Below are 18737 nucleotides of genomic sequence, written 5' to 3' on the forward strand. Positions count from 1 at the left end.
GCTTGCCCGCGATGGGGGGCTGTCAGTTGATAGTGATGTTGCCTGACACACCGCTTTCGCGGGCAAGCCGGTCTCGCTCCCACAGTTTCTATCGCATAATGGCTGGCCTTGGCATTGTGTCGGGGGGGCTTCAGGAGATGCAGGTGTTGTTGAATGGGCGGCTGATTGCAATGGTGATGCTGACTGGCGCATTGTCCGGCTGCGGCAACGGCGACTCCATGGAAAGCTTCGGCGGCCCGACCATGGGCAGCACTTACTCGATCACCTACCTGCGCCAGGCCGGTCTTCCGGCGCCGGCGGAAGTCCGGGTCGAGGTCGAGAAGATCCTCGCGCAAGTCGATCAGCAGATGTCGACCTACCGCAGCGACTCCGATATCGAGCGCTTCAACGCGCTGCCCGCCCATCGCTGCCAGCACATGCCCGCGCCGGTCCTCAAGCTGGTCCGTGTCGCCGAGCAACTGTCGGAACAAAGCGCAGGGTCCTACGACTTGACGGTGGAACCCTTGCTCAATCTCTGGGGGTTCGGCCCGCAATCCCGTGGGGAAAAAGTCCCCACCGCCCAGGCGCTGGCCGAAGCGAGACAGCGCGTCGGTTACCAGCATTTGCGCATCGACAGCGATCAGCTGTGCAAGGACGCCGCGGTCGAAGTCGACTTCAACAGCATCGCCGCCGGCTACGCAGTCGACACCGTTGCCGCCAGGCTCGAGGCGATGGGCATCCACAATTACCTTGCCGAAGCCACCGGCGAACTCAAGGCGGCCGGCAAGAAACTCGATGGCTCACCCTGGCGCATCGCCCTCGAGGAGCCGCGGGATGATCGGCAGGTCGCGCAACGCATCCTGGCGGTGGACGGCTACAGCGTTTCCACCTCCGGTGATTACCGAAATTATTTCGAGCAGGACGGCAAGCGCTATTCCCACACCTTCGACGCCCGCACGGGGACACCGGTCTCACACACCCTGGCGTCAGTCACGGTGATTCATCCTTCAGCGTTGATGGCCGATGGCTTATCCACCCTGTTGCTGATTCTCGGCCCGGTGCGCGGTTGGGACTACGCCGAAAAACACGACATCGGTGCATTCTTTGTGATTCGTGCCGACAGCGGTTTCGTCATCCGCACCAATCAGGCATTTGAGCGCCTGAGCGGGGAAAAGACCGAGTGATCACGCAATGCCCCACTGTAGGAGCGAGCTTGCTCGCGATGGCCGTTAACGATAACGCGTGTTTACTGATTAAACGCGGCGCTCTTGAGTCCATCGCGAGCAAGCTCGCTCCTACAGCAGCATTGCGAGTGATGACGGCGCTTCATAGTGGGAAAACTGGCGTTGTAGTGCAGGCAAAAGTAGCCTACGACGCGACCAAGGGTTAATGTGCCCGGCGTTGACGCTTCTATAGACTGTGTCCCGGGTCTGCACTGGCCCCAAATTGTTCCTTCACGCCGCAGATCGGCGTGATTTAGCCGCAGGTGCCGAGGGCGCCGCGGCCTGTTCTGAGGAGTACGCATGGCTGTCTACAACTACGACGTGGTGGTACTGGGTTCCGGCCCGGCGGGAGAAGGCGCGGCAATGAACGCCGCCAAGGCAGGGCGCAAGGTGGCGATGGTCGATAGCCGTCGCCAGGTCGGCGGCAACTGCACCCACCTGGGTACCATCCCGTCCAAGGCACTGCGTCACTCGGTCCGGCAGATCATGCAGTTCAACACCAACCCGATGTTCCGGGCCATTGGTGAGCCGCGCTGGTTCTCGTTCCCGGACGTGCTGAAAAGCGCCGAGAAAGTCATTTCCAAACAAGTCGCTTCGCGCACCGGCTACTACGCCCGCAACCGCGTCGACGTGTTCTTCGGCACCGGCAGCTTCGCCGACGAGCAAACCATCGAAGTGGTCTGCGGCAACGGCGTGGTCGAGAAACTGGTGGCCAAGCACATCATCATCGCCACCGGCTCGCGTCCGTATCGTCCGGCGGACATCGATTTCCACCACCCGCGCATCTACGATAGCGACACCATCCTCAGCCTCGGCCACACCCCGCGCAAACTCATCGTTTACGGCGCCGGTGTGATCGGTTGCGAATACGCCTCGATCTTCAGCGGCCTGGGGGTGCTGGTCGAGCTGGTGGATAACCGCGGTCAGTTGCTGAGCTTCCTCGACTCGGAAATTTCCCAGGCCCTGAGCTACCACTTCAGCAACAACAACATCACGGTTCGCCACAACGAAGAATACGACCGCGTTGAAGGCGTGGACAGCGGCGTGATCCTGCACCTCAAGTCCGGCAAGAAGATCAAGGCCGACGCCTTGCTCTGGTGCAACGGCCGTACCGGCAACACCGATCAGCTGGGGCTGGAAAACGTCGGGGTGAAGGTCAACAGCCGCGGCCAGATCGAAGTCGACGAGGCTTACCGGACCTGCAAGCCGAACATCTACGGCGCCGGTGACGTGATCGGTTGGCCGAGCCTGGCCAGTGCCGCGCACGACCAGGGTCGTTCGGCCGCCGGCAGCATCGTGGACAACCACAGCTGGCGCTTCGTCAACGACGTGCCGACCGGCATCTATACGATTCCGGAGATCAGCTCGATCGGCAAGAACGAGCAGGAGCTGACCCAGGCCAAGGTGCCGTACGAAGTGGGCAAGGCGTTCTTCAAGGGCATGGCGCGGGCACAGATCGCCGGCGAGCCCCAGGGCATGCTGAAGATCCTGTTCCACCGCGAGACCCTGGAAGTACTGGGCGTGCACTGCTTCGGTTATCAGGCGTCGGAGATCGTGCACATCGGCCAGGCGATCATGAACCAGCCGGGCGACCTCAATACCCTGAAGTATTTCGTCAACACCACGTTCAACTACCCGACCATGGCCGAAGCCTATCGGGTCGCCGCCTACGATGGCCTCAACCGGCTTTTTTGAGCGGCTCCGGCCGGTGGCCTGAGCCGGCCGGGGAGACCGATTTCAGCAATTCTCGAGCGTGGCGCTGGCCAAACCGGGAAAGTCTGTAATCAGGCTGTCAACGCCGAAGTCGGCGAGCCTGCGCATCAGCGCGGGCTCGTTGACTGTCCATACCGACACATGCAGCCCCTGACGCTGCGCCTTCTGCAGGCGTTCCGGCGTACACAGGGTCCAGTTCAGCGCCAGGATCTCACAGCCATAGCTTTGCGCGACCTTCAGCGGGTCGAGCCAGGCATATTCGGCCACCAGCCCGCGGGACACGTCCGGCACCAGGTCCAGCGCGGCTTTGAGCACTTCCCGCGAGCTCGAGGTGATCGTCACCTTGTCCAGCAGGCCATGGCGCTGAGCCATTTCACGAATCGCCAGCACGGTGGAGGCGGCGCGGGTGCGTGAAGCGCTTTTGACCTCCAGCTGCCAATGCTCGAAATCGCATTGCTCGAACAGTGCTTCCAGGGTCGGGATCGGGCACGGCTTGATCCAGCCTGGCCCGCTCTTGCGCGCGTCGTAGGTCACCAGCTCCGCCGCCGTGTGCTCGGCCACCTTGCCGCGACGGTCGGTGGTGCGCTTGAGGGTCGGGTCGTGGATGACCATCAACTCGCCATCCATGGACAGGTGCAGGTCCAGTTCGCAGCGGCGCACGCCGTGCTTGAGACATTCCTGAAAACTGGTCAGGGTGTTTTCCGGTGCTTCGCCCTTGGCGCCGCGATGGCCGTAGATGAGGGTCACGGTTCTTCCTTAAGTTAAATGCCTGATTCGGTGTGTTCGCGGGCCAGGCGTCGTTCCTGGGCCTGCTTTTGCAAGATGTAGCGAGCCAGCAGCTGCCGCTGGGCATCGGTCGGGTATTGGAACTCGGTGCCGATGTCGTAGCCGTCGCCCTTGCGGTCGCAATGGGTGACGCGCGCCCGCAGCAACAGGCCGAGGGCTTGCGGCATCAACACCAGCTTGATCGACAGGGGCGCGCCGGTAGCAATGGGCGTCGGGTACTGGAAGTCGATGCCGCCTTCGGAAATGATCACCGGTTGCAGCTCGCCGATTTGCCCGAGCACGGTGATGGCGATCACCTGGCTGAGCAGATCGATGCGTTTATTCTGGGATTTGAGGAGCGCCGCGAGGTTACGGTCGCGCTCGCTGATCTGACGCAGCAGGTGTTGCGACTCGAATTCGCTGAGGTGCAGTTCGCTGAGCAGGTTGAAGAGTGGAGAAGCATCCTGCAACACTTCCTGGCCCGCGGCTTCGGGAGCGGACAGAGGCCGAATTTCCAGTGCGATCGTGTCCTCGATACGGTAGTATTCGCGGCGATCTTCATCATCTAATGTCGACATGGCGAACCCATGGTAGCGGCGGTGGTCTGAGTGTAAAGCTGGTTATCGACCCCCGCCACAAGGACGTTCCTTTTCCCTCCGAACAAGCCCCGACATGTTCAGACCTCTCTTCGTATTTATTGGCACGCGTTATACCCGTGCAAAGCGTCGCAACCATTTTGTATCCTTCATTTCCCTGACCTCGATCATTGGACTCGCCCTCGGCGTGGTCGTGATGATCGTGGTGCTGTCGGTCATGAACGGCTTCGATCATGAGATGCGCACCCGCGTGCTGGGCATGGTGCCCCACGCGACCATCGAGTCCGGTGAACCGATCAACGACTGGCCGAGCCTGGCCGTCAAGGTCAAGCAGAACCCGCAGGTGACGGCCGTGGCGCCGTTCACCCAGATGCAGGGGTTGCTGACCAACAAGGGCAAGGTCTCCAAGGTCTTGCTCAATGGCATCGATCCGGCGCTGGAACGACAGGTGTCGATCATCGACAAGTTCATGCTGCAGGGCCAGCTCGACGCCCTGGCGCCGGGCAGTTTCGGCATCGTCATCGGCGACAAGGCGGCGGCCAAGCTCGGTGCGGCCATCGGCGACAAGCTGACGTTCGTGGCACCGGAAGTGACGGTGACCCCGGCCGGGATGTTCCCGCGCATGAAGCGCTTTACCGTGGTCGGCATCTTCCATGTCGGCGCCGGTGAGATCGACGGCTACCTGGGCGTGACCAACCTGCAGGACCTGGCGAGGTTGCATCGCTGGAAGCCGGACCAGGTGCAGGGCATCCGCTTGAAGTTCGACGACCTGTTCCAGGCGCCGCGCACCGCGTGGAACATCGCCCAGCAGCTCGGCGAAGATCATTACTACGCTCGGGACTGGACCCGCACCCACGGCAATCTGTATCAGGCGATCCGCATGGAAAAAGCCATGATCGGCCTGCTGTTGCTGCTGATCGTCGCCGTGGCGGCGTTCAACATCATTTCCACGCTGGTGATGGTGGTGAACGACAAGAAGGGCGACATCGCGATCCTGCGTACCCTGGGCGCCACGCCGGGTTCGATCATGGCGATCTTCATGGTGCAGGGCACGGTGATCGGTGTGGTCGGGACGCTGATCGGCGCGGTGGTCGGGATCTTCGCCGCGCTGAACGTCAGCGCCGCGATCTCGGCCCTCGAAGGCCTGATCGGCCACAAGTTTCTCAACGCCGACGTGTATTTCATCGATTACCTGCCGTCGCAAGTGCAGAGCGATGATGTGTTGATGGTCTGCGCCGCCGCGTTGATCCTGAGTTTTCTCGCCACCCTGTATCCAGCCTGGCGTGCCGCGCGCACCCAGCCGGCGGAGGCGTTACGTTATGAGTGAGTCGGGCATGAGTGATAAAGCAATCTTGAGCTGCCGCAACCTGGGCAAATCCTACGAGGAAGGCCCGGAGTCGGTCGAGGTCCTGGCCGGTCTGCAACTGGAGTTGCATCCGGGTGAGCGGGTGGCGATAGTCGGCACCTCGGGTTCGGGCAAAAGTACCTTGCTCAACCTGTTGGGCGGCCTCGACACGCCGACCAAGGGCAGCGTCTGGCTGGATGGCGAGGAGCTGTCGGCCTTGAGCGAGAAGAATCGCGGCCTGTTGCGCAACCGGTCGCTGGGGTTCGTTTACCAGTTCCACCATCTGCTGCCGGAGTTCACCGCGCTGGAAAACGTCTGCATGCCGCTGCTGATCGGCAAGACGGCTATTCCAGAAGCGCGTAAACGGGCGACGGCGTTGCTGGAGCGGGTAGGGCTGGGCCATCGCCTGGAACACAAACCGTCCGAGCTGTCCGGTGGCGAGCGTCAGCGCGTGGCCATCGCCCGGGCCCTGGTGAACCAGCCAGGCCTGGTGATGCTCGACGAGCCGACCGGCAACCTCGACTCCCACACCGCCCAGGGCATTCAGGATTTGATGCTGGAACTCAGCGTGTCGATGCGCACCGCGTTCCTGGTGGTGACCCACGACATGAACCTGGCTCGCCAGATGGATCGCGTCCTGCACCTGCAGGAAGGTTACCTGACGCCCATCTGACTGGCCGCAACCCGACGTCACTGAACGGTGCGTCGGGTCTTTTATTTTTATACGGTGCCCCTGCGAATGTTCAGACCGTTATCGATCTTCATCGGCGCGCGCTATACCCGCGCCAAGCGCCGCAATCGCTTTGTTTCCTTCATCTCGATGACCTCGATGATCGGCCTCGCCCTGGGCGTGCTGGCGATGATCGTGGTGCTGTCGGTGATGAACGGCTTCCAGCGCGAAATGAGCTCGCGCATCCTCGGCATGGTGCCGCACGCGACCATCGTCGGCGTCAATCCGATCGATGACTGGCAGCCGGTGGCCGCGGCCGCGATGAAAAATCCCGAAGTGACCGCGGCCGTGCCGTTCACCGAGATGGAAGGCATGCTGTCCTACAAGGGCACGATGCAGCCGATTCAGGTCAGCGGGGTCGATCCGGCGCTGGAAGGCAAGGTCTCGATCGTCGCCAAGCACATCGTCCAGGGGCGTCTCGATGCCTTGAAGCCGGGCGAGTTCGGCGTGGTGATCGGCGAGATCACGGCGCGGCGTTTCCGCTTGAACGTCGGCGACAAGATCACCCTGATCGTGCCGGAAGTCAGCACCGCACCGGGCGGGATCACCCCGCGCATGCAGCGGCTGAACGTGGTCGGCGTGTTCAAGGTCGGTGCCGAACTGGATGGCTCGATGGCGCTGATCCACCTGGCCGATGCCGCGCAGATGCAGCGCTGGGAACCGAATCAGGTGCAAAGCGTGCGCCTGGCGGTGAAGGATCTGTACGCGGCGCCCCAGGTCTCCAGCGAGGTGGCTGCGGGGCTCGGCAGCGCCTACCGGGCTGACGACTGGACCCACACCCAGGGCAGTCTGTTCAGCGCGATGAAGATGGAAAAAACCATGATCGGTCTGCTGTTGCTGATGATCGTCGCCGTGGCGGCGTTCAACATCATCGCGACCCTGATCATGGTGGTGAACGACAAGGGCGCGGACATTGCGATCCTGCGCACCATCGGCGCCACCCCCCGGCAGATCATGGCGATCTTCATGGTCCAGGGCACGGTGATCGGGGTCGTCGGGACTTTGATCGGCGGTGTGCTGGGGGTGATTGCGGCGCTGAATGTCAGTGAGCTGGTGGGCTGGGTGGAGCGGGTGAGCGGGCAACACATCTTCAGTTCCGATGTGTATTTTGTCAGTAATCTGCCGTCTGAATTGCAGGGCGGGGATGTGTTGTTGATCTGCTCCGCCGGTTTCATCCTGAGCTTTTTGGCCACGGTTTACCCGGCGTGGCGTGCGGCGAAGATCGAGCCGGCTACCGCGTTGCGTTATTCGTAAGCCATTAGACCGTTATCGCGGGCAAGCCCGCTCCCACAGGGTTTCGAGCCGTTCACAACATTGTGATGCAACTCGGTCACTGTGGGAGCGGGCTTGCCCGCGATGAGGCCGGCCCTGCTGGCCTCAATCCCCCACAGTTGACCGAGTCGCTCAGGCAGGCACAGTCAACTGTGGGAGCGGGCTTGCCCGCGATGAAGCCGGCCCTGCTGGCCTCAATCCCCCACAGTTGACCGAGTCGCTCAGGCAGGCACAGTCAACTGTGGGAGCGGGCTTGCCCGCGATGAGGCCGGCCCTGCTGGCCTCAATCCCCCACAGTTGACCGAGTCGCTCAGGCAGGCACAGTCAACTGTGGGAGCGGGCTTGCTCGCGATGAGGCCGGCCCTGCTGGCCTCAATCCCCCACAGTTGACCGAGTCGCTCAGGCAGGCACAGTCAACTGTGGGAGCGGGCTTGCCCGCGATGAGGCCGGCCCTGCTGGCCTCAATCCCCCACAGTTGACCGAGTCGCTCAGGCAGGCACAGTCAACTGTGGGAGCGGGCTTGCCCGCGATGAAGCCGGCCCTGCTGGCCTCAATCCCCCACAGTTGACCGAGTCGCTCAGGCAGGCACAGTCAACTGTGGGAGCGGGCTTGCCCGCGATGAGGCCGGCCCTGCTGGCCTCAATCCCCCACAGTTGACCGAGTCGCTCAGGCAGGCACAGTCAACTGTGGGAGCGAGCTTGCTCGCGATGAGGCCGGCCCTGCTGGCCTCAATCCCCCTTTGGCAACTCGATTACAAACCGGGTCCACCCCCGATCAGATTCACACCGAATCTGCCCCCCATGGGCCCGAATGATCGACCGGGTTATCGCCAACCCCAACCCCGCATGCTCACTGCTGCCTTCATGCCGCGCCGGATCCGCCCGGTAGAATCGGTCAAACACGCGTGGCAGCAACGCCCCGTCAATGCCTTCGCCGCTGTTCTCGACTGTCAGGCGCAAACCATCAGGCTGTTCAATAATCCGCACCCGGACCTCACCTTCGGCCGGCGCAAACCGCAACGCATTATCCAGCAGATTGGACAGCGCCCGCCGCAACATGCTGCGATCGCCCTCCATCCGCGCACTGCCTTCACGACTCAACCTGACCTGCGCGTCCTCCGCCAACGGCGCAAAAAACTCCAGCAACACATCCACTTCCTCCGCCAGTTCCAGCGGCTCGCGCCTGGGCATCAACAAGCCGTGGTCTGCCTTGGCCAGGTACAGCATGTCGTTGACCAGTTGCGCCATCCATTGCAGTTCTTCGAGGTTGCTGTGCAGCGCTTCGCGATAATCCTCGATCGGTCGCGGGCGGGTGAGGGTGACCTGGGTGTGGGTCAGCAGGTTCGACAGCGGTGTGCGCAGTTCGTGGGCGATGTCGGCGGAGAACGCCGAGAGCCGCTGAAAAGAGTCGTCGAGGCGTCCGAGCATGGCGTTGAAGTGGTGGGCCATTTCCGCGAGTTCCGGCGGCATGTCGGTGTCGGGCAGGCGCGCATTGAGCGATTGCGCCGACACGCCGCGGGCCACCGCACTCATGCGCCGCAAAGGGCGCAACCCGCTGCGCGCCGCCCAGGCACCGAGCAGGGCGGTGGCCAGCGCCGACAAGCCCACGGTCAGCCAGATCAGGTGCTGCATGCGTTGCAGAAAGTGCTGGTGATGGGTGATGTCCAACAACAGGGTCAGCTGCGGCGAGTCGGGTCGGTCGGGGAACAACGGAGCCTTCAACACGCGATAGTCGGTGCCGGCGTCGTTGAGGGTCGACAGGCCCGGTTTTTCTGGCAGCCTGACGGGCAGGCGCGGCGAACTGTCATACCAGCGCCGGCCATCGCTGCCGGTGATCCGCAGTGACAAATCCGCTTGTTGGCTCAACTCATCCGCCAGTCTGACGTCGCTCTCGCTCGATTGCAGATCCTGAAGCGCACGGCGCAGGCCGATCAGCTTGCCGTCGAGCAATTGCTGATCCAGTTCAACAAAGTGCGCCTCGCTGGCGCGACTGAACAGCACCCCGGCGAACAGTGAAACCACGGCCGTGCAGGCGGCAAACAACAGCGCCAGGCGGCTGCTCAGCGACAGTCGACGCATCAGGCCGGGCGCTCTTCGAGGACGTAACCCATGCCGCGCACGGTGTGAATCAGCTTGTTCGGGAACTCATCGTCGATCTTCAGGCGCAGACGACGGATCGCCACTTCGATGACGTTGGTGTCGCTGTCGAAATTCATGTCCCAGACCTGGGAGGCGATCAGTGACTTGGGCAAGACTTCGCCCTGGCGACGCAGGAGCATTTCCAGCAAAGCAAATTCCTTGGCGGTCAGGTCGATGCGCTGACCGCTGCGTTCGACCCGGCGGCGGATCAGGTCCAGGCGCAAGTCGGCCAGGTGCAGGCTGGTTTCCTGGGGGGTGGCGCTGCCGCGACGCAACAGGCTGCGGACCCGGGCCAGCAGTTCGGAGAAGGCGAAGGGTTTGACCAGGTAATCGTCGGCCCCCAGCTCCAGGCCGTGAACCCTGTCCTCCACCGCGTCACGCGCGGTCAGAAAAAGTACCGGGGTGTCGAGGCCGGCGCCGCGCACCGCCTGCAGAATCTGCCAGCCATCGCGGCCGGGCAGCATCACATCGAGAATCAACAGCGCGTAATCGCCGCTCAGTGCCAGTTGCTGGCCGGTGCTGCCGTCGGCCACCAGTTCGGTGTTGAACCCGGCTTCGGTCAGGCCCTGGCGCAGGTAGTGGCCGGTTTTCGGTTGGTCTTCGACGATCAGCAGTTTCATGGGCGACTCGGGGCAGATGGAACGAACGCTTTATACCGTGGGCAGCATCAGCACAGGCCAACCTGACAAAGTTGTAATCTGGGTGTCAGGTTGTCGGCAGCGGTAGCAGTTTAGAGTTTTCCACAGGCTGAACCTTATCTTGTTGGAGTACGACCATGTTTTTGCGCAAACCTTTGATGCTGGCCGCGTGTTTGCTGGCATTGGGCTCGCCGGCGTGGGCGGCGCCGGCGCATACCTTCGATTTCGGTCAACCGGCGCCGGCCGCCAAGGCAACCCGCAGCATTGAAGTGGTGATGGGTGACATGGCGTTCACGCCCAAAGCGATCGAGATCAAGGCCGGTGAGACGGTGCGCTTCGTGCTGGTGAATAAAGGCCGGTTGCTGCACGAATTCAACCTCGGCGACGCAGCGATGCACGCCAGGCACCAGCAGGAAATGCTGAAAATGCAGCAAAGCGGCATGCTCACACCTACCGGCATGAAGGAAATGGACCACGGCTCAATGTCCGGTATGGATCATGGAATGATGAAGCACGACGACCCAAACAGCATCCTGGTTGAGCCGGGCAAGACCGGCGAACTGACATGGACCTTTACCAAGGCCACCCAGCTGGAATTTGCCTGCAATATCCCCGGGCATTATCAGGCGGGCATGGTCGGCCAACTGACCGTAGGACCCCAGGACCTCTAAAACCTGTGGGACCTGTAGGAGCTGTCGAGTGAAACGAGGCTGCGATCTTTCAAGGGCAAACACCCCCTTGGCACTTTAACGGCGTGTAGGAGCGAGCTTGCTCGCGATGGCCTCAAGAGCGCCGCGTTTAACCAGTCAACACGCGTTATCGTTAACGACCATCGCGAGCAAGCTTGCTCCTACAGCAAACGCAAAGACTGGTAGAATCCCCTGATTCTTCAGTCAGGTTTCCGCCATGCATCCCGCAGCCGAACACTCGCCGCTGGGCAAATCCAGTGAATACATCGCCACCTACACGCCGTCCTTGCTGTTCCCGATCCCGCGCACCGCAAAATGGGCCGAGCTGGGCCTGACGGCTGAAACCTTGCCCTACAAGGGCGTGGACTTCTGGAACTGCTTCGAGCTGTCGTGGCTGTTGCCGTCCGGCAAGCCGGTGGTGGCGATCGGCGAATTCAGCATTCCGGCGGATTCGCCGAACATCATCGAATCCAAGTCGTTCAAGCTGTACCTGAACTCCCTGAACCAGACGCCGTTTGCCGATAACGCGAGCCTGGAAGCCACGCTGGTGAAGGACCTGTCGGCCGCGGCCGGCAAACCGGTCGGCGTGCGCATTCGCCGCCTGCAAGAGGTTGAAGCCGAAGGCGTCGTGGCGTTGCCGGGCGTGTGCATCGATGATCTGGATATCAGTGTCAGCAACTATGAGCATCCGCGTCCGGAGCTGCTGCGTTGCGACGAGTCGCGCATCGTCGAGGAGAGCGTGCACAGCCATTTGCTCAAATCCAACTGCCCGGTCACCAGCCAGCCGGACTGGGGCAGCGTGGCGGTGGAGTACCGTGGCGCGGCGCTGGATCATGCGAGTTTGCTTGCGTACATCGTCAGCTTCCGCCAGCACTCGGACTTCCATGAACAGTGTGTGGAGCGGATCTTCCTCGACCTGCAGCGGCTGCTGAAACCGGAGAAACTGACGGTGTATGCACGGTATGTGCGCCGTGGCGGGCTGGACATCAATCCGTATCGCAGTACCGAAGAAGTGCAACTGCCGAACCACCGCCTGGTCCGTCAATAAAGAACTCCCTGTAGGAGCTGGCTTGCCAGCGAAGGCGCCGTTCCAGTCACCATAGATGGTGAATGTGAGGGCCCCTTCGCTGGCAAGCCAGCTCCTACAGGGGATCGCATTTCAAGTTGCGGATATGAAAAAGCCCCGCCATCGCTGGCAGGGCTTTTTTGCATCCGGCGGGATCAGATCCCCATATTGCCCAACGCCTGCACAATATTACGCAAGGTGCCGGCCAGGGTCGGGTGTTCGAGTTCGAAGCGTTCCACAGCCAGGTTCACGTTATCGGAAAGGCTGGAATCCTGGGTTTTGGTTTCCAGTTCAATCTCCGATTGGATCTGTTGCATCAGCAAGTGCAGATCTTCGCGCTCGGCTTCGGTCAACGGTGGATTCTGTTCCAATTGCTCGCGCAGTCTACTGAGCTGTTCTTGCAATTCGCGGGCAGGCATGGCGTTCTTCCTTTTATCGATAGGCACTGGCATAGACCGCAGCGGCACGCCAAAGGTCTATGGCTGTCCTTTAGATTAATCCACTCCCGCGCAACCTGCATGCGTTCATAGGTGAGGCGGCGGTCAGGGCTTCTCGCCCTTGAGCCGGCGCAGGTTGATGTCGGCCAGGCAGGTGTCAAGTTCGCCGAGGTGATCGATCACCGAATGCACACCCAGGCCGAACAGGTGCACCGTGGCCTTGCCGCGTTTGATGTCCCGTTCCTGCTGGGTCAGTGCCTGCCATTCGTTGGGCGCCAGTCCGCAGAGCGAGCCGCAGGACGCCAGGCCAATCGTCCACAACCCGGCATTTAACCCCGATTGCAGCAAGCGCGGTTCGCCGCTGACCAGCACGCAACCCTCCAGGCGCTCCACATTCAAGCGCATTAACGCTTGCCAGCAGGCATCGGGGGCCGGCCACGGATTGATTGTTGCAAGGTGTTGCGACGGGATTATCCATTCCGGCAGGGCGGCGGCCAGGGAATGGCAGAGGGCAGGGGGCAGTTCATCGAGCCAGGCGCAGGGAATCCGTTGCCGTTGCAAATTGTGCAGGCTCTCCAGGGCGCCGGGCGTGACCTCGGCCTGTTCGCTGGCGGGGCTGCCGTGACGGTGCGTGCGGGCGCCGAAATCCACCAGGCAACCACTGAGGCCGAACAGCACGGCGGTCAGGCTGGGGGCAGCGAGGGGCAAGGTTTCGGCGTGCGGCATATTAACGTCCCTGAAATAGTTTCAAGGCTAGGGGCCGACGGTGACAGTTGCGTGACATTGCGCTGAATCGCCGAACATCATCGCCAATCTGTAACCTGGAACGGCCGATGCTGCCTAAAGCGGCTATTCCGTCTTATACTAGCCAGCTTATCGCTTGGGCCCCTGCGCCCGCGCCAGTAACAATCCAAGGAGTTTTCTATGCGCTGGAGCAATCATCTAGCTCGGCTTTCCGTGTGCGCCAGTGTGCTGGTGGTTCCGTTCGTTGCCCAGGCCGCCACCGAAGAAGATCCTTGGGAAAGCGTCAACCGCCCGATCTACAAATTCAACGACGTGCTCGACACCTATGCCCTGAAGCCCTTGGCTCAAGGTTACCAGTTCGTGACGCCGCAGTTCCTCGAAGACGGCATCCACAACATGTTCCGCAACGTCGGTGACGTCACCAACCTTGCCAACGACCTCCTGCAGGCCAAGCCGGCCGCCGCAGGTGTCGACACTGCGCGCCTGATCTTCAACACCACCTTCGGCGTGCTGGGCTTCTTCGATGTGGGCACCAAAATGGGCCTGCAGCGCAACGACGAAGACTTCGGCCAGACCCTCGGTTACTGGGGCATGGGCAGCGGGCCTTACGTGATGCTGCCGTTGTTGGGCCCAAGCACCCTGCGTGACGCGCCGTCCAAGTATGTCGACGGCTACACCGGCCCCTACCGCTACATGGACGATGTATCGCTGCGTAACTCGCTCATGGGCCTTTACATCATCGACACCCGCGCCAGCCTGCTGTCGGCCGAGAAGCTGATCAGCGGCGACAAGTACACCTTCATCCGTAATGCCTACCTGCAGAATCGCGAATTCCGGGTCAAGGACGGCCAGGTCGAGGACGATTTCTGATCCCGGGTAGGAGCAAGCTTGCTCCGGGCGGCGTTCCGACGATGGACGGCAACGATAACGCGCGCTCCCTGAACGAACGGAGAGCTCGCTTGCAACGGACGTAAACGCTTACTCGCTCTCCCTGAACAAACGCAACACCCCTGTAGGAGCAAGCTTGCTCGCGATGGACGTCAACGATAACGCGTATTCGCTGAATAAACGCGTCGTCCTCCAGATCTTCGCGAGCAAGCTCGCTCCTACAGGCGTTTAATCCGGTGAGATACGAAGTACCCCATTAAATCCGTGGGTTACGACCTTCTATCCAGTTACGCTTCAGCCGGTTTTTATAACTCCCGGTCATTTGGCAACCAAAGACGTCAAGCGACCATCGGCGTGAGCTTGAAACGCCCCGCGGATGGGAGTACCGTCTGCGCCTTAGAAGGGCACCTCTGGTGTACCCGTGTGTAGGGCAAATGCCCGAAAACGGTGCGACGGAGAGGCTAGAAAGCGAATCCAGTAGTGTGAGCCGGGCCAAAACCCCTGCCTGCTACGCCAACCTAATTCTGGCGCCGTTTGCCCACATGCCAAAAACCAGTGCCACGCTGCTGATAATCGATGATGACGAAGTAGTGCGAGCGAGCCTCGCCGCCTACTTGGACGACAGTGGTTTCAGCGTCTTGCAGGCCAGCAATGGCCAGCAGGGTCTTCAGGTATTCGAGCAATTCAAGCCCGACTTGGTCATCTGCGATCTGCGCATGCCGCAGATGGGCGGGCTCGAACTCATCCGCCAGGTCACCGAGCGATCGCCACAGACCCCGGTCATCGTGGTGTCGGGCGCCGGCGTGATGAACGACGCGGTCGAGGCCCTGCGCCTGGGCGCGGCGGATTACCTGATCAAGCCTCTCGAAGATCTGGCGGTGCTCGAGCACTCTGTGCGCCGGGCCCTGGATCGTGCGCGCCTGCTGCTGGAAAACCAGCGTTACCGCGAGAAGCTGGAAAAGGCCAACCGCGAACTCGAAGCCAGCCTGAACCTGCTCCAGGAAGACCAGAACGCCGGTCGCCAGGTGCAGATGAACATGTTGCCGGTCAGCCCCTGGAGCATCGACGAGTTCAAGTTTGCGCACCAGATCATTCCGTCGCTGTACCTGTCGGGTGATTTCGTCGACTACTTTCGGGTCGACGAGCGCCGGGTAGCGTTCTACCTGGCGGACGTTTCCGGTCATGGCGCTTCTTCAGCCTTCGTGACCGTGCTGTTGAAGTTCATGACCACGCGCCTGCTGTTCGAATCCAAGCGCAGCGGTACATTGCCGGAATTCAAGCCTTCAGAGGTCCTTGGTCATATCAACCGAGGCCTGATCAGTTGTAAGCTGGGTAAACACGTCACAATGGTCGGTGGAGTCATCGACGAGGAGACAGGTTTGTTGACCTATAGCATCGGCGGTCATTTGCCGTTGCCTGTGTTGTACACGCCAGACAGTGTTCGATATCTGGAAGGACGTGGTCTGCCGGTGGGCCTCTTCAATGAAGCCACCTACGAAGACCACGTGCTGGAGTTGCCGCCGACATTCAGCCTGACGCTGATGTCCGATGGCATCCTGGACCTTTTGCCAGAACCGACACTCAAAGAAAAAGAAGCGGCTTTGCCCCAACGGGTCAAGGCAGCGGGCGGCAGCCTGGATGGTCTGCGGCAGATTTTTGGATTGGCCACGCTGGGGGAGATGCCGGATGATATCGCCCTGTTGGTGTTGAGCAGGAATCTTTGATGAGTACCGGTAGAATCCAGTTCGCCGAGCAGGACGGCACCTTCGTCCTCAAGTTCGTCGGTGAAGTTCGCCTGACCCTGTGTTCGGCGTTGGATGCGACTATTGAGCGGATCTTCACCGCGTTGAATTTCAACGCGATCGTGATCGACCTGACCGAAACCCGCAGCATCGACAGCACCACCCTGGGCCTGCTGGCCAAACTGTCGATCCTGTCGCGGCAAAAGGTCGGCTTGCTGCCGACCGTGGTCACCACTCACGAAGACATCACCCGGTTGTTGCAGTCCATGGGCTTCGAGCAAGTGTTCAACATCGTTGACCGCCCGATCCCGTGCCCTGAGTGCCTGACCGACCTGCCAGACCAGGACCAGTCCGAAGAAGTGGTGCGGATCAAAGTGCTCGAAGCGCACAAGATCCTCATGGGCCTGAACGACTCCAACCGTGAAGCCTTCCACGACCTGGTGAATGCCCTCGAGCGGCACTGATCCCCAGTCAATGGCCTAACACATCTCTACGCCCCCACAGTAAATCCCCCTGTGGGAGCGCTCGCGAAAGCGCCAGGCCAGTCACCACGAAATTGAATGTGCCACCTTATCGCGGGCAAGCCACGCTCCCACAGGATCTGCGTCGTCCACATCCTCCATGAACACCACAAATCCCTGTGGGAGCGGGCTTGCCCGCGAAGACGCCAGATCAGTCACCACGAAGTTGCATGAGCCACCCAATCGCGGGCAAGCCACGCTCCCACAGGACCTGCGTCGCTCGCATACTTTGTGAACGACATAAATCCTGTGGGAGCGGGCTTGCTCGCGAAGACGCCATAACAATCAACACAACCTTGGCGCGAAGCCCATCCAACACCCAAATTCAACGCAAAAAAAGGGCGAACCCAAAGTTCGCCCTTTTTGCATCGCTCTGAACTAAATCACAGCTTCGCCTGCAACAACGCCTCAAGCTTCTCCTGATCCCGAGCAAACTGACGAATACCCTCAGCCAGCTTCTCGGTCGCCATCGCATCTTCGTTGGACAACCAACGGAATTGCGCTTCATTCAGGCTCAAACGCGCCTCACCGGCATTGCCCGGCGCCAACTTGCGCTCCAGCTTGCCGGTATCCGCCGCCAGCTTCTCCAGCAGATCCGGGCTGATGGTCAGACGGTCGCAACCGGCCAGCTGCTCGATCTGATTCAGGTTACGGAAGCTCGCGCCCATCACCACAGTCTTGTAGTCATTGGCCTTGTAGTAGTTATAAATCCGCGTCACCGACTGCACACCCGGATCATCCGCGCCGGTGTAGTCGTTGCCGTTGGCCTTCTTGTACCAGTCGTAGATGCGGCCCACGAACGGCGAAATCAGGAATACCCCGGCATCGGCACAAGCGGCGGCCTGAGCGAAGGAGAACAGCAGGGTCAGGTTGGTCTGGATGCCTTCTTTTTCCAACTGCTCGGCAGCGCGGATACCTTCCCAGGTGGACGCGATCTTGATCAGCACCCGGTCACGGCCAATGCCGGCCTTGTCATACAGCTCGATCAGACGGTGCGCGCGCTTCAATACGGCGTCAGTGTCGAACGACAGGCGCGCATCCACCTCAGTGGAAATACGGCCCGGCACAACCTTCAGAATCTCTTGCCCTACCGCAACACCAAAACGGTCGCTGGCCAGGCCGACATCGCCCTTGCAGTCGTGAACGCACGCATTCAGCAACTCGGCATAACCGGAAATGGCCGCGGCTTTGAGCAGCAGCGAGGGGTTGGTGGTAGCGTCCACGGGTTTAACGCGAGCGATAGCTTCGAAGTCGCCGGTGTCGGCAACCACGGTGGTCATTTGTTTGAGTTGATCCAGCTTGGAAGTCATGGGCGTGCTCTGTCCTATGGGTCTGTTGACATTACCCGAGCGCTGACAGCCACTCAAGGGCGTGTGCGTGTATCGATGGCCCCAGCGGCAACAACCTGAAAACGGGTGTTTGAAAGGCGGGGCGCGGTATCGATAGTTACGATGCCAAATCCGGGCACAGGTTCAACCGGGGCGACCGTTAACGCTTACAGTTTCCACAGTCATGACTTCAGTTCGACAATACGTCCCGGAAAACGTCGGGACGAATGGCTGCGATATGCAAAAGCGAGCGTGCGGCTCCAGAGGGAGATCGTCGTCCTTGCTCCCACTCTTGCAGAGTACGCACGGAAACGCCTAGCAACTGCGCAAACTTCGGCTGCGAAAGGCCGGTTCTGCTTCGAGCTTCTGCAGCCTCGGTTACTTCAATCTTGTGAACGTCGCCGTGTAGGCCAGCTTTGACTTCAAGAATCGACGCCAACAGTTCTTCGCCAATATTGCGCTTGGCATCCCGTTCCATCAGTTCTTTTTCAGTCAGGGGCATGATTCAGCTCCTTTGCGATTTTGCGCAGTATATGCGCGGGGATATTCTCTGTGGCGCCTTTGCCGTAGATGAGCAATGTGACCAAGGCGCCGCTGGCAAGTTGCGCGATGTAGATAATTCTAACTGCGCCGCTTTTACCGCGACCATCCATGCTCCAGCGAACTTTTCGGCATCCTTCCGAGCCGGGGATCACTGCGCCGGCGTCTGGATTGTTCGCCAGATAGGACATGAACGCGCCACGTTCTTCTTCAGTGCAGTAGTCCGGCCAGAGCTTCGTAAATAGCTTGGATTCAATGATTGTCAGCATGGTTGAAATCATACGTCTTTGACGTAGGCCTGACAATCGGAGGCCAATCGCCTTTAATCGGACTCATCAACGGTTCATGCTCGCAATGCTTGTAGCCGTTGGCCGCTTGCGGAT

Annotated in this window: 19 protein-coding genes; 10 read left to right on the forward strand and 9 right to left on the reverse strand. The window is 60.8% G+C overall.

The features are described 5' to 3' along the window. Positions 1-176 precede the first annotated feature (176 nt). Complete coding sequence (locus tag ACA062_RS08695; protein ID WP_497457385.1) at positions 177-1163, forward strand: FAD:protein FMN transferase; 987 nt, start codon at positions 177-179, stop codon at positions 1161-1163. A 339-nt stretch (positions 1164-1502) separates the two neighbouring features. After that, on the forward strand, positions 1503-2897 hold the full coding sequence (gene sthA, locus ACA062_RS08700) for a Si-specific NAD(P)(+) transhydrogenase (protein WP_150798230.1): 1395 nt from the start codon (positions 1503-1505) through the stop codon (positions 2895-2897). Between the two features lie 42 nt (positions 2898-2939). Here the strand turns inward: sthA and ACA062_RS08705 are convergent, their stop codons facing one another. Together ACA062_RS08705 and ACA062_RS08710 are read right to left on the reverse strand one after the other, a co-directional pair. After that, positions 2940-3662: a glycerophosphodiester phosphodiesterase gene (locus ACA062_RS08705; protein ID WP_497456019.1), complete on the reverse strand. Its 723-nt coding sequence runs from the start codon at positions 3660-3662 to the stop codon at positions 2940-2942. Between the two features lie 14 nt (positions 3663-3676). After that, complete coding sequence (locus ACA062_RS08710) at positions 3677-4258, reverse strand: PilZ domain-containing protein (RefSeq protein WP_497456020.1); 582 nt, start codon at positions 4256-4258, stop codon at positions 3677-3679. 94 nt (positions 4259-4352) lie between these two features. Here ACA062_RS08710 and ACA062_RS08715 point away from each other — a divergent pair, with 94 nt between their 5' ends. The 3 genes from ACA062_RS08715 to ACA062_RS08725 all read left to right on the forward strand — a co-directional run bounded on the left by ACA062_RS08715 (position 4353) and on the right by ACA062_RS08725 (position 7605). Further along, positions 4353-5603, forward strand: coding sequence for a lipoprotein-releasing ABC transporter permease subunit (locus ACA062_RS08715; RefSeq protein ID WP_497456021.1), 1251 nt, complete (start codon positions 4353-4355; stop codon positions 5601-5603). A 7-nt stretch (positions 5604-5610) separates the two neighbouring features. Then, positions 5611-6294, forward strand: a complete 684-nt coding sequence (gene lolD / locus ACA062_RS08720; RefSeq protein ID WP_497456022.1) for a lipoprotein-releasing ABC transporter ATP-binding protein LolD — start codon at positions 5611-5613, stop codon at positions 6292-6294. Positions 6295-6360: 66 nt separating this feature from the next. After that, positions 6361-7605 (forward strand): lipoprotein-releasing ABC transporter permease subunit, encoded by a 1245-nt coding sequence (locus tag ACA062_RS08725; RefSeq protein WP_497456023.1) that lies wholly within the window; start codon positions 6361-6363, stop codon positions 7603-7605. A gap of 746 nt (positions 7606-8351) precedes the next feature. Here ACA062_RS08725 and ACA062_RS08730 read toward each other — a convergent pair. Both ACA062_RS08730 and ACA062_RS08735 read right to left on the reverse strand, forming a co-directional pair. Next, positions 8352-9701 carry a heavy metal sensor histidine kinase gene (locus tag ACA062_RS08730; protein ID WP_497456024.1) on the reverse strand — a complete coding sequence of 450 codons (1350 nt, stop codon included), beginning with the start codon at positions 9699-9701 and terminating at the stop codon, positions 8352-8354. Next, positions 9701-10381 carry a heavy metal response regulator transcription factor gene (locus tag ACA062_RS08735; protein ID WP_497456025.1) on the reverse strand — a complete coding sequence of 227 codons (681 nt, stop codon included), beginning with the start codon at positions 10379-10381 and terminating at the stop codon, positions 9701-9703. The genes ACA062_RS08730 and ACA062_RS08735 overlap by 1 nt, the downstream gene beginning before the upstream one ends. A 155-nt stretch (positions 10382-10536) precedes the next feature. Here ACA062_RS08735 and copI point away from each other — a divergent pair, with 155 nt between their 5' ends. Beyond that, complete coding sequence (gene copI, locus ACA062_RS08740) at positions 10537-11070, forward strand: copper-resistant cuproprotein CopI (protein WP_497456026.1); 534 nt, start codon at positions 10537-10539, stop codon at positions 11068-11070. Positions 11071-11305: 235 nt separating this feature from the next. After that, entirely contained in the window at positions 11306-12136 is an 831-nt protein-coding gene (queF, locus tag ACA062_RS08745) for an NADPH-dependent 7-cyano-7-deazaguanine reductase QueF (RefSeq protein ID WP_497456027.1), read from the forward strand. A gap of 173 nt (positions 12137-12309) precedes the next feature. On the opposite strand, the gene ACA062_RS08750 is transcribed toward queF, so the two are convergent. Both ACA062_RS08750 and pcrP read right to left on the reverse strand, forming a co-directional pair. Beyond that, positions 12310-12573, reverse strand: a complete 264-nt coding sequence (locus tag ACA062_RS08750) for a DUF4404 family protein (RefSeq protein WP_497456028.1) — start codon at positions 12571-12573, stop codon at positions 12310-12312. A 123-nt stretch (positions 12574-12696) separates the two neighbouring features. Beyond that, positions 12697-13317, reverse strand: a complete 621-nt coding sequence (pcrP, locus tag ACA062_RS08755) for an HAD superfamily inactivated hydrolase PcrP (protein WP_497456029.1) — start codon at positions 13315-13317, stop codon at positions 12697-12699. 198 nt (positions 13318-13515) lie between these two features. On the opposite strand from pcrP, the gene ACA062_RS08760 reads away from it, so the two are divergent. From ACA062_RS08760 to rssC, 3 genes are all read left to right on the forward strand, one after another. Continuing rightward, a complete protein-coding gene (locus tag ACA062_RS08760; protein ID WP_497456030.1) occupies positions 13516-14205 on the forward strand; it encodes an MlaA family lipoprotein in 690 nt (229 codons plus the stop codon). A gap of 560 nt (positions 14206-14765) precedes the next feature. Continuing rightward, on the forward strand, positions 14766-15947 hold the full coding sequence (gene rssB, locus ACA062_RS08765; protein WP_497456031.1) for a two-component system response regulator RssB: 1182 nt from the start codon (positions 14766-14768) through the stop codon (positions 15945-15947). Beyond that, positions 15947-16429 carry an anti-sigma factor antagonist RssC gene (gene rssC / locus ACA062_RS08770; RefSeq protein WP_007935262.1) on the forward strand — a complete coding sequence of 161 codons (483 nt, stop codon included), beginning with the start codon at positions 15947-15949 and terminating at the stop codon, positions 16427-16429. The genes rssB and rssC overlap by 1 nt, the downstream gene beginning before the upstream one ends. 440 nt (positions 16430-16869) lie before the next feature. Here rssC and tal read toward each other — a convergent pair whose 3' ends face one another. From tal to ACA062_RS08785, 3 genes are all read right to left on the reverse strand, one after another. Beyond that, positions 16870-17796, reverse strand: coding sequence for a transaldolase (tal, locus tag ACA062_RS08775; protein WP_497456032.1), 927 nt, complete (start codon positions 17794-17796; stop codon positions 16870-16872). 208 nt (positions 17797-18004) lie between these two features. Next, a complete protein-coding gene (locus ACA062_RS08780; protein WP_497456033.1) occupies positions 18005-18316 on the reverse strand; it encodes a helix-turn-helix domain-containing protein in 312 nt (103 codons plus the stop codon). After that, positions 18303-18623 (reverse strand): transcriptional regulator, encoded by a 321-nt coding sequence (locus tag ACA062_RS08785; RefSeq protein ID WP_497456034.1) that lies wholly within the window; start codon positions 18621-18623, stop codon positions 18303-18305. Before ACA062_RS08785 ends, ACA062_RS08780 begins: the two co-directional genes overlap by 14 nt. Between the last annotated feature and the right edge of the window lie 114 nt (positions 18624-18737).

It is taken from the genome of Pseudomonas sp. LBUM1679 (assembly GCF_059695565.1).

Coding starts and splice junctions, on each gene's coding strand:
- ACA062_RS08695 (WP_497457385.1), top strand. CDS start 177: ATGCTGACTGGCGCATTGTCCGGCTGCGGCAACGGCGACTCCATGGAA.
- sthA (WP_150798230.1), top strand. CDS start 1,503: ATGGCTGTCTACAACTACGACGTGGTGGTACTGGGTTCCGGCCCGGCG.
- ACA062_RS08710 (WP_497456020.1), bottom strand. CDS start 4,258: ATGTCGACATTAGATGATGAAGATCGCCGCGAATACTACCGTATCGAG.
- ACA062_RS08715 (WP_497456021.1), top strand. CDS start 4,353: ATGTTCAGACCTCTCTTCGTATTTATTGGCACGCGTTATACCCGTGCA.
- lolD (WP_497456022.1), top strand. CDS start 5,611: ATGAGTGATAAAGCAATCTTGAGCTGCCGCAACCTGGGCAAATCCTAC.
- ACA062_RS08725 (WP_497456023.1), top strand. CDS start 6,361: ATGTTCAGACCGTTATCGATCTTCATCGGCGCGCGCTATACCCGCGCC.
- ACA062_RS08730 (WP_497456024.1), bottom strand. CDS start 9,701: ATGCGTCGACTGTCGCTGAGCAGCCGCCTGGCGCTGTTGTTTGCCGCC.
- ACA062_RS08735 (WP_497456025.1), bottom strand. CDS start 10,381: ATGAAACTGCTGATCGTCGAAGACCAACCGAAAACCGGCCACTACCTG.
- copI (WP_497456026.1), top strand. CDS start 10,537: ATGTTTTTGCGCAAACCTTTGATGCTGGCCGCGTGTTTGCTGGCATTG.
- queF (WP_497456027.1), top strand. CDS start 11,306: ATGCATCCCGCAGCCGAACACTCGCCGCTGGGCAAATCCAGTGAATAC.
- ACA062_RS08750 (WP_497456028.1), bottom strand. CDS start 12,573: ATGCCTGCCCGCGAATTGCAAGAACAGCTCAGTAGACTGCGCGAGCAA.
- pcrP (WP_497456029.1), bottom strand. CDS start 13,317: ATGCCGCACGCCGAAACCTTGCCCCTCGCTGCCCCCAGCCTGACCGCC.
- ACA062_RS08760 (WP_497456030.1), top strand. CDS start 13,516: ATGCGCTGGAGCAATCATCTAGCTCGGCTTTCCGTGTGCGCCAGTGTG.
- rssB (WP_497456031.1), top strand. CDS start 14,766: ATGCCAAAAACCAGTGCCACGCTGCTGATAATCGATGATGACGAAGTA.
- rssC (WP_007935262.1), top strand. CDS start 15,947: ATGAGTACCGGTAGAATCCAGTTCGCCGAGCAGGACGGCACCTTCGTC.
- tal (WP_497456032.1), bottom strand. CDS start 17,796: ATGACTTCCAAGCTGGATCAACTCAAACAAATGACCACCGTGGTTGCC.
- ACA062_RS08780 (WP_497456033.1), bottom strand. CDS start 18,316: ATGCCCCTGACTGAAAAAGAACTGATGGAACGGGATGCCAAGCGCAAT.
- ACA062_RS08785 (WP_497456034.1), bottom strand. CDS start 18,623: ATGCTGACAATCATTGAATCCAAGCTATTTACGAAGCTCTGGCCGGAC.